The following is a 12,224-nucleotide window of genomic DNA, read 5'->3' as shown; positions in this document are numbered from 1 at the left end:
TAGCCATCGATAATCCAAAGAATCCGACCATCAACGATTGCAGGATATGAATCTCCATCAAGTGTTAACCAAGGTGCAACCTTGGCAACGCGGTCACGAGGATTACGTTCAAAGAGAATCTTTGAATCCTTGTTGATCAATGAAGAAAGCAGAATGCGCTGCTCTTGATACTTCAGGGCAAAGACTAATTTATTGAGCAATGAACCAACTGGCACACCACCCTTTCCAGAGTATGTGTAGTTCTTCTGGCCATTTGCCGAAGCATCATCTGGATAATCAAATTCAACTGGTGAGTCAGTCTTTACGCCACCAATAATTGAGTAGTCAGGGACATTTTCACCAAAGTAAATACGAGGCTCAAACTCTCCGAGTCCCTTTGTTGGAGGCAAATCTCCAACTAAGAAGGAAGGCTTGCCATCGGTGTCACGAGTATTTCCAAATGCTGACACGAAGCCGAAGCCGTGAGTGTAAACAAGGTGATCGTTAATCCAGTTACGAGATGGGTTTCCATCAATGTTCAATTCACGAACAGCAACTAGAACATCTCGCTTAACCCCATCAACTGTGTAACGGTCAACGTCTAGAGAGTCAGGGAACGTGTAATAAGGCTTTATTTGCTGAAGCTGACGGAAGGTCGCAGCAATTACATTCGGATCCATCAAACGAATGTTTGAAATTGTTACAGCATCATTAGTTAATTGGCCCGCAGTTGTTGTAAGCGTGGCCTGATAATCCTTAACTGTCACATCTTCTAGGCCATATGCAGCGCGGGTCGCATTGATATTGCGCTGAATAAACTCTGCTTCCTTTGAAGATTCACTTGGCTTAACCTGAAAAGTTTGGATTGCTGCTGGGTATAGGCCTGCGATTAACACAGATGAGATAACAAGTAGTGCTGTACCTGCCGTAGGCAGGACCCATGAGCGACGAACTATGTTTGCGAAGAATAGAAGCGCACACACAAGAGCAATACCGGTCAGAATCGCCTTTGCAGGTAGCACTGCATTGACATCTGTGTAGGTAAGACCTGTGATCAACTTGCTATCTTTTAGGGCTAGGGCATATCGATCAAACCAATATGCAACTGCCTTAAGCAATACAACTAAGCCAAGCAGTACAGATAACTGAACTCGAGCTGCAACAGTGGTGCGATCCTCACGAACCTGTAAACGAATTCCACCATATAGATAGTGCACTGCAACAGTTGCGATGATTGCTAGAACTAGAGTTGAAATTCCCCAGCCAATTGCTGTCTGCCAGAATGGAAGACGGAAAGCAAAGAATGAGATGTCCAAATTAAATTGAGGATCTTTCACACCAAATTCAGTTGAGTTTTTAAAGAGCAACCAAGTACTCCACAATGTTGAACCTGATGTGCCAGCAAAGTAAAACAGCGCTAAGAATCCAGCTCCAAATACGCCACGACGGATTGGCTCGAGTTGTGAACGATATCGTTCAAGGTTATCTGCCTCAATTGTCATTGGAACGTAGAGCGGGCGGCGCTTGTATGCCAACAAAACGTTAAACATGATAAACAGCGATGTAGTTAATCCAATCACAACAAAGAGAGTTGCCTTTGTAGCAAGAATCGTTGACCACGTGCTCGTGAAATTAACTGACTTAAACCACAACCAATCTGCATAGAAACCACTCAGAGCGGTAAAGAGTGCTCCGATGATTACAAGTATTCCGATCGTCAGAGTCAGCGGACTCTTGCGTCCACGGAAGTTAAATGAAGGGCGCTGGAACTGGGGGTTATTGGTCATGGGCCAAAACTATCGCAAGGCGAATAGGCCTACCAATTCAAAGGCTAGCTCTCCCAGCAAACGTGAAGAATTAGAGGGCAGGTGCGAATTACTTGCGGGTGCGCTCAAGGTATGAAATAGCTTGAGCCAAGGTTGCAACGGTCACGACCTTAATACCTTCTGGCACGTTGGCAATATCTTCAGCATTGCCAATTGGAGCAAAGAACAAGGTGGCCCCAACCTTTTTGGCTGAGAGAATCTTTTCATTGATGCCACCAATGGCCCCCACAACGCCACGACCATCGATAGTTCCGGTTCCTGCAACGTGACGACCTTGCATCAGATCTACTTCAGTTAGTAACTCCACTAATCCAATAGAGAAAACTAGTCCACCACTTGGTCCACCTGTTTGCCCAACTTTAAATTTAATTTTCTTGGGATCTATTGCAGCTGCACGTTGCTTAGCAATCTTTAAATCCGCAGCTGATAATGCCTTTTCTTCTGAAACACCAAGTGGTGCCAAAATTTCAGGGCGTGATTGCAGATAATTAACGGCTGCTGTGATTGCATTATCTTGGGAACCAACCATGTCGGCCTTAGCTTGCTTTCTCTCCTCTTTAGTACTTGTTCCGGGTGGGTAGATCGCAGATTTTGGATACACAGCACGTTCTGAACTAATCCATGAGTAGATGATTTCTGGACCAAATATCCATGTGTCTGGATTGGTAACGCGAATCGACATTAAATCAATCCGACCAGTTGCGGGATAGGTATCCAGATCTTTAATTGTGATGACATCTTTAAATATGTTTTGAGCTTGCCCTGGAAGAACTATTGCAAAAGGCAAGGGAGCAACGGTGGCAAGAAGAAAAAATACTCCAAGAGTTGCCTTAACTATTTTTGGAAGAGGTGAGAATCGCACTAGAAGGCTCGAACTAGTGTGAGTCCGGACGAATCACTGGAATGCGTGAAGGCTTTTCTGTTGAGTCGCCAAGATCAGTTTCCTCATAAGCATTGGAATTTTCGGCAGCAACATCACGTGCTTGTGAATCGCGCAAAGAATCCTGAAAACGCTGGAACTGTCCTACTGAGCGCTGTGTCTCTTGCTGAAATTTTCCTTGAAACTTAGAAACCCAGGTGACATAGCCAAGTGCGCCAATTAAGCCGATAGCAGGAACGACCCACCAGATGAGAGCCGAAAATGCGTTGGACATGTCCGTACTGTACTAGTTCGCTAACATCCTCGCGTAATCAGCTAAATGCCTGCAAAAGAGTGTGAAAATCGTGGGAATGAATTTACCTGCGAAATTGTTCCAATGCTGGGAGGATTCAACTATGACGCCATTTGGTTTCACGCCAGGAAACTCGGACGACCCTAACGAGCCTGTCGATTTTGCTGCCATGATGGAACAGATGCAACAACAGATTCAAGAACAATTCTCAAAGCTTGGTATCAATGGTCCTGGGTTCACTGGATCATCAGAGCCTCTGCCCAAGAATATTGTTAGAGACACTGCGAAGAAATTTACGACAGCGCAAGGATCCTCTCCAATCGGTGCCAATGATGTTTCAGAGATTGAGCAAGCATTCACAATTGCAGAGTTATGGCTTGATGAAGCAACCTTTTTTCCACGATCTCCAAACACTGGCAACCCAGCACTTGCCCGAACAGATTGGGTTGACACGACATTGGCAGGGTGGCAAACAACTGTTGAACCATTGGCAATTGGTTTGTCCTCAGCAATTGGAGAACTGCTCAAACAAGCCTCCCTTGGTGAAGGCGACATAACCTCTGATGAACAACCCCACATTCCAGTCGGGATGATCTCAGCACTCCTTAATTCATTTATTGGCTCATTAATTGCAACACAATTAGGTCAAGCAATTGGCGGGTTAGCAGGCAAGGTGACTGGCGCTCATGATGTTGGTCTTCCGCTGGTGGAGTCTGCATATCCAACCCTTGTTCCTCAAAACATTAAGGAATGGGCAACAGATTTAGATATTCCTATGGATGAGGTTCGCATCTTCCATGCATTGCGTGAAGCAGCAGTTGCACGATTATTTGCTCATAACCCGTGGTTAGTTGCATATATTAGAACCGCTATTACCGATTACGGCAAGGGAATTAATATTGATTTAGATGCGATTCAAGATCAAGCACAACGTGCATTTGAATCAGGAAATGGATTTGATCCCTCTAACCCTGAAAGCTTCACAATCGCTCTGAATGATGGAATTTTCACTCCGCAAGAATCACCAGCACAACGAGCTGCATTAACCAAGTTAGAGACGGTGTTGGCATTAATTGATGGTTGGAGCGAGGAGGTGGTCGCACTTGCTGCCGGAGATCGACTTCCAAATATTGCTTCTCTTCAAGAAACTTTGCGTCGTAGGAGAGCAACTTCTGCACCAACCCAACAGTTGTTTTCTTCAATGCTTGGATTACAGGTTTCACCACGACTTGCTCGGGAAGCAACTATTTTTTGGAAGCAAGTTCGTGAATTAAAGGATCTTGAGTCTCGTGATCGAATTTGGAGTGGAATTCTTCCAACTGCCCAAGATTTATTGACTCCTGAGAGTTTCATGAAGAGCTTAGAGATCCCTAATGATTTATCGGGACTGATTTAGTCTTTAAAAAATCGCAGATCGCTCGAGAAATAGAAAAGCGAACTCCCCGGTCACTTGCTCTAAATCAGCCTTCCCCTTGCTGATGTAGAACTGTTATCCGAGGAGTTCGTAGTCGTAAAGTAAGTCTTTGACAGTGGTTTATCAACTCGGCACCGCGTTGACAAAGGTTAATTTATTGCGGTAAAGCATTTTTTCTTTGGCGCTTTTTTGCCGTGAAATAACAAGACTCGCGCCGCTAAGTGCACAATCTCTCAAGGTTTGGTTGAGAGATGACATAACATTTCGGCATGCATGAATGTGGCGAGAGAAATCCATCCGTAGTGGGTTCATCTCTGACTGAAACAACTCTTGAGGATCACACTTTGCCTGGAATCTCAGAAGGCGAGATTATTGTCATCAGATCTACCCGCCGAAAGAAAAATGTCTCGGCATATCGCCAGGGCGGCCGGATCGTGGTCTCTATTCCGGCCCGCATGAGCAAAGCAGATGAGCGTGCCATGGTTCCAGAGATGGTCGCCAAGATCCGCGCGCAAGAGGCTGCAGCGACCATGAGCGAGGATTCTCTTTCTAACCGAGTGGGGGAACTGCTGAGTCAGCTGGCCCCTGAAATCACCGTGCGACCCTCTTCGGTGAATTGGAGGGCTATGCGCGAGCGCTGGGGCTCCTGCACGGGGACAGATCGCTCGATTCGGATTTCAGATCGCCTCAAGGGTGCCCCTGAAAATGTGCTGGACTATGTGCTCTTCCACGAGGCGATTCATCTGCAGTTTTTCGATCACGGGGCTGAATTTAAGGAGATTCTGGCCAGATTCCCTGAGGAGGCGCTGGCTGAGGCCTACTTGAGCGGGTATGAGGCGGCCGAAACCGCCCTGACCGCCCCAGAGGCTCCAAAAAAACTCCTAAATAAAGGTGTCTAGATACGCTTAAATGAGCGTGTTCAGGGGTAGCCTCATACACGAACGCCTGCCCCACACGGGGAGCAATCCCGATGGGATCGCAAGCGTCGATAGGAGGAAAAGAATGACTGCAGAGACATACAAAGGTGACGCTTACTGCGTTAAGTGCAAAGAGAAGCGTGATTTCGAAGGAACTGTAAAGGTTTCTGACTCTGGTCGTCGCATGGCACAAGGCATCTGCCCAGTGTGTGGCACCAAGGTCAATCGTATTCTTGGCAAAGCACAGTAATTAAATTTCGTTTGGCATAAGTGAACTCCGGTTCACCTGCAAGCGACTAGCGTTACAAAAGACCCTCGCACTTAACGGTGTGGGGGTCTTTTGTTTGCTCTCAGGAAAATGTGAGCTGGCCAAAAGGCAATGAGTTCTCCATCTGTAATGTGCCTTCATCAGAGCGCAAGGTAAAGCTTCAAACTCCACAGATTTGATTCACCAAGAAATGCAAGGCGCTCGCAATCACCATCCTTCGGCACATGAGCACACATCCCAAGACTGTAAATACACCACCTGTCACAGCAACCCCCAAACCTCAAAGTGATGTTGAGAAAAGCACGCAACGAATCACCCGTCGATACAACAAGGGTTCTCATCCGGCTCGAGTGACCAGAATTTCCATCGAAAACTCAAGCTCACTCACAACGGATTCGTCCAGACCTCGACTTAAACAAGGAGTCTATATAAGTAAACCTAATCCAGAACAAGAAATGTGTTTGATCATTGCATCGGCCCAACACGCAATTTCGATTCATCACCCTGGTGCGCGTGCCATTGTTTCCAAGTTTGATGGTCAACATAGTGCAACTGATATCAGCAAGGAATTAGATGTGCCTCTAGAAGTTGTAGAGACTGTGATTAATCAATTAGAAATCAAACAACTGCTTGATACTTCTCATTCAAGAATTAGATTGCATAATCGTTTTCAGTCACCAATTGCTGAACGTGCTGCAAGCACAGATGACCAAAGTAACGATGCCTCATTCAAGCAATTGCAAGTGAGAATGTCTCCAGAGCTAAGTCAAACAACATGGATTCCTGGAGTTGTCGATGGAGGAGTTCACACTCTCTCTTCCAGGCAAAATTTTGGAGTTGAGATCCATGGAGAGAATCGCTTGGCAACCTTGATTTATGCTGCTTTGCTGGCTAGCGGTGTGACTAATACAAAGTTTTCAATCTCTTCACAACGTGAACAAAATTCAATTGGTGACCGAGATTTAGGTACCGGAGTGCTGCGTACCAGTGACTTTGGACTTAACTACAAATCACGAATCGAAGAGTTAAGTAGGGAATGGTCACTCTTTCCCACGGCATCCAAGAATGTTAAGGGAACGGTGAGCTCGCCTATTCCTGAGAAGAATATAAGAGTCATTGTTGGCCAGTACCAGCCTCAATTGATCACACAATTGATGAGGGATCGCACCGACCATCTATTTGTCGGTGAAGTAGTTGGGGGAGCCGCATATGCGGGCCCGTTGGTAAGACCTGGGAAAACCCCCTGTGCGCAATGTTTAGAAATAGGCAAGGCAGAGCGATACGGGGTCAAGGATCTAGTTCCCTTAGTCGCCCACAACTCCGATATCCCTGTTGCAATTTCCTATCAAGTTGCAGGAACTATTGTGCAAGCGATCTTGCAACTCATTGATACAGGTAAGTGTGAGCTCACGGGTGCCCAATTGTGCTTTGACTACACAACACCTATTCATCAAGAACCAATCAGATTTTCTAGACACCCAAATTGTCAATGTCAATGGAATTGAAGGTTTATCCACATAAATGCAGGACCAAATCTAAAGCAACACTTAAGTCACAAGAATCATTAAAGATCAAAAGAGAAATTACCAAATACTTCACCCACAATGAGGAGAAACCATGAAGACCATTTCGCAACAAGTGATACTTGCAGAACTACAGTTTAGAAACGCTCTGATAAAGACACACGATTCATTCTTTAGCCATTTAAAGAATGACCGTGGAGATGTTCCAGGTTGGGTATTAGTTGTATTAATGACCACTGGATTAGTAACTGCAATTTGGACAATCGCAGCTCCACGTTTAACAGCCATCTTAAAAGATTCACTCGATTCAATGAATGGCATTCGCTAAAGAAGCGCTATGAACCTTCCTACTTCACAAAGACAAAGATGTCGTAAACCTTTTTCTAAGGTTTCGCAGACATTTCAAAAAGAGGATGGAAATGTGGAAAGTGCACTTGTGCTGATTCCTATGCTTATTCTCTTCTTAATAGGCGTGCAATTATTGGTTTCCATAAATATTAGAAATACACAGATGGCGTTAGCCCAAGGCGATGCCTCTGCTCGAGCAATTTCACATCAATATGAATTGGGTGATCAACTACTTGAAGTGGGTGGTGGTATTGAAAAGATCCAGATTCTCATCACTCATCGCATCCAAAGGCTTCCTCAGTTGGTTCCTGGTCTGTTCTCGCTAATGGGGGGCAACCCAGTATCTGAGGTCATTGGTATTGCAGTTATTGAACCAATAAATCCCTAAGCAGTCGTGGCTAACCATAGAAATGAAGTGAGTATGAATATAAAGGCACGATTAGGCTCCGAGTCAGGAAGTGCCATTGTTGAATTCGTGGCACTAGCAATCCCCTTATTCATACCGATTTTTATATACCTCAATCAATTTGCCGGCGTAAGTGTGAATGAAGAAATTGCGCGTTCAATGGCTAGGGAAGTTCTGCGTGTATATGTGTTGAGTGAGAATGAATCTGCGGCCCGAAATCTCTCTGGCAAGAGTACAAATTTGCTTGCTCGGCAATGGAAGTTAACAGATTCTGAAATCACGTCTTTGCAAACAAGGCTGGAATGCTCTGCAACTCCATGTTTATCGGCTGATGGGCGCATCAAGCTGACAATAACTTTTAGAGATGAGCAAACAGGTCGAATGGTCTCAGCAAGTGCGCAAGAGCATCTCAGTCCATGGCTTTGATGAGTGCTGGAGGGCTTGAGTGTAACTCTCGTAGATTTAGAGATGAATCAGGATCTATCGCAGTCATTATCATTGGATTATTCGTAGTTACTGTTGCAGCATTGATGGTGATGACAGATGTCTCCACAATAATTATTGCTAAACGTTCACTGGCGCAGGCGACAGAGGCGGCGGCTCAAAGAGGTGTGCACACCTTAGATAAAAGTGCTTACTATCAAGGTAAAGCAAACATGCTCACAGTCCCTTTAGCCATCGCAACCAATCGAGCACACCCGTTAATCCCAATAGATTGCACCCGTGGTGGAATTGAAGTGATGCTTGAACTACATTCCTGGAGCGCGGATACAACAGATTTAAAGTGGCAGTATTTAGATGGAATTCAACTGACAAATTTTCAATGCGATGGCCATTCGCTGACTATTCAAACACGATCAGAGGTTCAATTGCCCTTCAAAATTCCATTTACAACTATTGACTCGGCATCTTTAACAGCATCAGCTGGCACGACTAATCAGGTGCAAGAGGGCTTCTATCTATTCGGAATTCGCTTGAGATAGTAGGCACGGGTATCCTTTGCTTATGGCCGCTCGCGAATATCAATTAGAGATTAACGCGGTTGACGCCACCCTCGTTTCTATCGAAAAAGTTTTAGATTTACCAAAGCTGAGAAAGCAAGCCGAAGAACTAGAGGTAGAGGCGGGAGTTCCTAATCTTTGGGATGACCCAGAAGCCGCCCAAAAGATCACAAGCCGTTTATCACGTGTTCAATCTGTAATAGCCAAACTCTCTGGGCTCCGTCAACGCGTGGAAGATCTATCGATTCTTTTTGAATTAGCAGCCGGTGAACCAGGTGGAATTCAAGACGCTGAAAATGAACTTGATGCGGTGAAGAAATCTGTCAGTGAATTAGAAGTTCAAACTTTGCTTAACGGCGAGTATGACGATCGGGATGCATTAATCACAATTCGTTCAGAAGCCGGCGGAGTCGAAGCCGCTGACTGGGCCGAAATGATTATGCGAATGTATTTGCGTTATTGCGAACGCCACAACTTCACAGTTAATGTCCTTGAAACATCATATGCAGAAGAAGCAGGAATTAAATCCACAACCTTTAAAGTTTCTGCGCCATATGCATATGGAACTTTGTCAGTAGAACAAGGAACTCATCGACTAGTTCGCATTTCGCCTTTTGATAGCCAAAGCCGCAGACACACTTCCTTTGCAGGTGTTGAAGTTGTTCCTGTAGTTGAGCAAAGTGACCACATCGAGATTGATGAAAAGGACATTCGTGTTGATGTCTATCGTTCATCTGGCCCTGGTGGGCAAGGAGTTAACACAACTGACTCTGCCGTGCGCTTAACTCACATTGCAACAGGAATTGTGGTTTCATGCCAGAACGAGCGCTCCCAGATTCAAAACAAAGCAACAGCCATGGCTGTGCTGCAATCAAAGTTACTTGAGCGTCGCCGCCAGGAAGAGCAAGCAAAGATAAATGCACTCAAGGGTGACAACTCAGGTTCATGGGGCAATCAAATGCGTTCCTATGTTTTAGCGCCGTATCAAATGGTGAAGGATTTGCGAACAGATTATGAAACTGGAAACACTTCAGCGGTATTAAATGGAGAAATCGATGAATTCATCGAAGCTGGAATCCGCTGGCGCCGCAGTTCCTAGTTTCTTGAATATGCGCGTGATTCGATAAATCTCACACTTTCTTCAGGCTCAAACCCGCGTTAGATCCGAGGATTTGCCTCGGTAATCCATAAACTAGGCGCAGGTCGAAGGTGGTTCCCCGAACTCCACCCCGCAGATGCCATGGGAGATTTAATGATTCGCTTTGAAAATGTCACCAAGATTTACCCAGGTCAAGAGCGTCCTGCCCTTGATTCAGTAAATCTTGAGATTGTAAAAGGTGAGTTCGTATTCCTCGTTGGCCTATCAGGCTCAGGTAAATCAACTTTCTTGCGTTTGGTTCTTCGTGAAGAACGCCCAACAGCAGGTTCAATCCATGTTGCTGGAAAAGATTTAGGCACGCTGGCAAAGCACAAAGTTCCTGAGCTTCGTCGCTCTGTCGGAACTGTTTTCCAAGATTTTCGCTTACTTCCGAATAAGACAATTACTGAAAATGTAGCCTTCACATTGCACGTGCTTGGATACTCACAAAAAGAGATCAACCGCGAGGTTCCAGAAGTGTTGGAACTTGTTGGCTTGGAAGATAAGGCTGATCGTTTACCGTCAGAGATTTCCGGTGGAGAACAACAGCGTGTAGCGATTGCGCGCGCATACGTTAGTCGCCCACCAATTTTGATTGCAGATGAACCAACAGGAAATCTAGATCCAGCAACTTCCGTTGGCATTATGAAATTGCTCGATCGCATTAACCGAGAAGGCACAACAGTTTTGATGGCAACACATGATGCTGGCATTGTGGACCAGATGCGTAAGCGCGTTATTGAGCTTGATGCAGGACATGTAATCCGCGACCAAGTTCGTGGTGTTTATGGTTACACGGGCTAAGGGATAGAGGAGCACACATGCGCGCACGGTTTCTAGTCAGCGAAGTCCGAATTGGACTTCGACGTAACTTAACAATGACTTTTGCAGTCGTTGTAACAACGGCCATCTCATTGTCCTTGCTTGGTATTGGGCTTCTTTCAAATGCCCAAGTCGGTGCGATGAAGGATTATTGGTATGACAAGATTGAAGTATCTGTTTTCTTATGCGGAAATCTTTCAGAATCTCCTTCATGTGCATCAGGTGTCGTATCGGCTGATCAGCGCATAGCTATTCAGCGCGATCTGCAAGAGATGAGCGTGGTCGATAGCGTTTTCTATGAATCACAAACAGAAGCATTCAAGCGATTCCAAGAGCGCTTTAAGGACTCAGCAATTGCACAAAATGTGACAGCTGATCAGTTACCAGAATCTTTCCGAGTTAAATTGAAGGATCCAACCCAATTTGCAGTAATTGTGAGTGCATTTAGCGGTCGACCAGGTGTTGATGTTGTGCAGGATCAGCGATCAATTCTTGAGAAGTTTTTTAAATTATTGGGAGTTCTTCGAAATGGCGCGTTAGTAGTTGGTCTTGCATCCGTGTTGACTGCTGCACTTTTGATTTCTAATACCTTACGAATTGCAGCCTATAACCGTCGACGTGAAACAGGTGTGATGAAACTTGTGGGAGCATCTTCGTGGTCAATTCAGCTTCCATTTTTGCTTGAAGGTGTCATCTCAGCTCTAATTGGTTGGGGCTTGGCAACTGGCTTACTTGCCGGACTAAAAACTGTTATTGATTCAAATGTTGCACCACTTCTCACCTTCACAAAGTTCTTCGGATGGGGCGAGGTGTGGGTTGCATCTGCATGGTTATTGGCAACAGGCTTATTCGTGTCCGTTCTGGCCTCAGTCATCACGCTTCGCCGTCACCTCAAGGTCTAATTTCAACCCACATGGCGCCTCTCATTGCTAGGTAGTGAGAGAATTGAGTCCTGCACTCCAATAGTTGGATGCATTGAATAAGGGCGGTGATGCGGCATGGTCAAAGAGATAGGCCGCAAGGTCATTGCTCAAAACAAAAAAGCACGTCACGATTATTCAATTTCAGATGTAATTGAGTGTGGATTGGTACTTACTGGCACTGAAGTGAAGTCACTTCGTGCTGGTCGCGCATCATTGATTGATGGCTTTGCCATGGTCAACGATGGCGAACTGTGGTTAATGGGTGTTCACATCCCTGAATACACAGAAGGCACCTGGACCAATCACACACCTCGTCGTGATCGAAAGCTGCTTGTTCACAAAAATGAACTCAATAAACTCATTGGAAAACTTAAAGATTCAGGAACGACCCTTGTTCCACTGCAGCTCTATTTCAAAGACGGAAGAGCCAAGGTCGAGATCGCAGTTGCTAGGGGTAAAAAAGCTCATGACAAGCGCGAAGCGATTA

The 12,224-nt window shown here is 45.4% G+C and carries 15 protein-coding genes; 12 read left to right on the top strand and 3 right to left on the bottom strand.

Translation table 11 applies throughout. From position 1 onward, the window contains the following. From AC9UH7_RS05250 to AC9UH7_RS05240, 3 genes are all read right to left on the bottom strand, one after another. Nucleotides 1-1,766 (bottom strand): UPF0182 family protein (locus AC9UH7_RS05250; RefSeq protein WP_509595965.1); only part of this gene is annotated, 1,766 nt, incomplete at its 3' end. A gap of 88 nt (nt 1,767-1,854) precedes the next feature. Continuing rightward, nucleotides 1,855-2,667, bottom strand: a complete 813-nt coding sequence (locus tag AC9UH7_RS05245; RefSeq protein WP_509595963.1) for a S16 family serine protease — start codon at nt 2,665-2,667, stop codon at nt 1,855-1,857. A gap of 13 nt (nt 2,668-2,680) precedes the next feature. Then, complete coding sequence (locus AC9UH7_RS05240; RefSeq protein ID WP_509595961.1) at nt 2,681-2,959, bottom strand: hypothetical protein; 279 nt, start codon at nt 2,957-2,959, stop codon at nt 2,681-2,683. A gap of 121 nt (nt 2,960-3,080) precedes the next feature. Between AC9UH7_RS05240 and AC9UH7_RS05235 the strand changes: the two genes are divergently transcribed. The 12 genes from AC9UH7_RS05235 to smpB all read left to right on the top strand — a co-directional run. Next, complete coding sequence (locus AC9UH7_RS05235) at nt 3,081-4,373, top strand: zinc-dependent metalloprotease (protein WP_509595959.1); 1,293 nt, start codon at nt 3,081-3,083, stop codon at nt 4,371-4,373. Between the two features lie 287 nt (nt 4,374-4,660). Beyond that, nucleotides 4,661-5,290, top strand: coding sequence for a M48 metallopeptidase family protein (locus AC9UH7_RS05230; protein WP_509595958.1), 630 nt, complete (start codon nt 4,661-4,663; stop codon nt 5,288-5,290). Between the two features lie 103 nt (nt 5,291-5,393). Next, on the top strand, nt 5,394-5,558 hold the full coding sequence (locus AC9UH7_RS05225) for a DUF5679 domain-containing protein (protein WP_509569573.1): 165 nt from the start codon (nt 5,394-5,396) through the stop codon (nt 5,556-5,558). A gap of 242 nt (nt 5,559-5,800) precedes the next feature. Next, a complete protein-coding gene (locus tag AC9UH7_RS05220; protein WP_509595956.1) occupies nt 5,801-7,081 on the top strand; it encodes a hypothetical protein in 1,281 nt (426 codons plus the stop codon). 112 nt (nt 7,082-7,193) lie between these two features. Further along, nucleotides 7,194-7,427 (top strand): hypothetical protein, encoded by a 234-nt coding sequence (locus AC9UH7_RS05215; RefSeq protein ID WP_509595954.1) that lies wholly within the window; start codon nt 7,194-7,196, stop codon nt 7,425-7,427. Nucleotides 7,428-7,520: 93 nt separating this feature from the next. Next, nucleotides 7,521-7,835, top strand: coding sequence for a hypothetical protein (locus tag AC9UH7_RS05210; protein ID WP_509595953.1), 315 nt, complete (start codon nt 7,521-7,523; stop codon nt 7,833-7,835). A gap of 27 nt (nt 7,836-7,862) precedes the next feature. After that, on the top strand, nt 7,863-8,279 hold the full coding sequence (locus tag AC9UH7_RS05205) for a hypothetical protein (RefSeq protein WP_509595951.1): 417 nt from the start codon (nt 7,863-7,865) through the stop codon (nt 8,277-8,279). Continuing rightward, nucleotides 8,270-8,836, top strand: a complete 567-nt coding sequence (locus tag AC9UH7_RS05200) for a TadE/TadG family type IV pilus assembly protein (RefSeq protein ID WP_509595949.1) — start codon at nt 8,270-8,272, stop codon at nt 8,834-8,836. The genes AC9UH7_RS05205 and AC9UH7_RS05200 overlap by 10 nt, the downstream gene beginning before the upstream one ends. Before the next feature lie 22 nt (nt 8,837-8,858). After that, on the top strand, nt 8,859-9,953 hold the full coding sequence (gene prfB / locus AC9UH7_RS05195; protein WP_509595947.1) for a peptide chain release factor 2: 1,095 nt from the start codon (nt 8,859-8,861) through the stop codon (nt 9,951-9,953). A 153-nt stretch (nt 9,954-10,106) separates the two neighbouring features. After that, nucleotides 10,107-10,796 (top strand): cell division ATP-binding protein FtsE, encoded by a 690-nt coding sequence (gene ftsE, locus AC9UH7_RS05190; RefSeq protein WP_509595945.1) that lies wholly within the window; start codon nt 10,107-10,109, stop codon nt 10,794-10,796. A gap of 17 nt (nt 10,797-10,813) precedes the next feature. Then, nucleotides 10,814-11,716, top strand: a complete 903-nt coding sequence (ftsX, locus tag AC9UH7_RS05185; RefSeq protein ID WP_509595943.1) for a permease-like cell division protein FtsX — start codon at nt 10,814-10,816, stop codon at nt 11,714-11,716. Nucleotides 11,717-11,812: 96 nt separating this feature from the next. Next, on the top strand, nt 11,813-12,224 hold a 412-nt coding region (gene smpB / locus AC9UH7_RS05180; RefSeq protein ID WP_509595941.1), incomplete at its 3' end, for an SsrA-binding protein SmpB.

Source organism: Candidatus Planktophila sp. (assembly GCF_044348745.1).
Lineage (GTDB): Bacteria > Actinomycetota > Actinomycetes > Nanopelagicales > Nanopelagicaceae > Planktophila.
The sequence above is the reverse complement of the archived record's forward strand: the minus strand, read 5'-3'. Positions and strand labels throughout refer to the sequence as shown.

Coding starts and splice junctions, on each gene's coding strand:
- AC9UH7_RS05240 (WP_509595961.1), bottom strand. CDS start 2,959: ATGTCCAACGCATTTTCGGCTCTCATCTGGTGGGTCGTTCCTGCTATC.
- AC9UH7_RS05235 (WP_509595959.1), top strand. CDS start 3,081: ATGACGCCATTTGGTTTCACGCCAGGAAACTCGGACGACCCTAACGAG.
- AC9UH7_RS05230 (WP_509595958.1), top strand. CDS start 4,661: ATGCATGAATGTGGCGAGAGAAATCCATCCGTAGTGGGTTCATCTCTG.
- AC9UH7_RS05225 (WP_509569573.1), top strand. CDS start 5,394: ATGACTGCAGAGACATACAAAGGTGACGCTTACTGCGTTAAGTGCAAA.
- AC9UH7_RS05220 (WP_509595956.1), top strand. CDS start 5,801: ATGAGCACACATCCCAAGACTGTAAATACACCACCTGTCACAGCAACC.
- AC9UH7_RS05215 (WP_509595954.1), top strand. CDS start 7,194: ATGAAGACCATTTCGCAACAAGTGATACTTGCAGAACTACAGTTTAGA.
- AC9UH7_RS05200 (WP_509595949.1), top strand. CDS start 8,270: ATGGCTTTGATGAGTGCTGGAGGGCTTGAGTGTAACTCTCGTAGATTT.
- prfB (WP_509595947.1), top strand. CDS start 8,859: ATGGCCGCTCGCGAATATCAATTAGAGATTAACGCGGTTGACGCCACC.
- ftsE (WP_509595945.1), top strand. CDS start 10,107: ATGATTCGCTTTGAAAATGTCACCAAGATTTACCCAGGTCAAGAGCGT.
- ftsX (WP_509595943.1), top strand. CDS start 10,814: ATGCGCGCACGGTTTCTAGTCAGCGAAGTCCGAATTGGACTTCGACGT.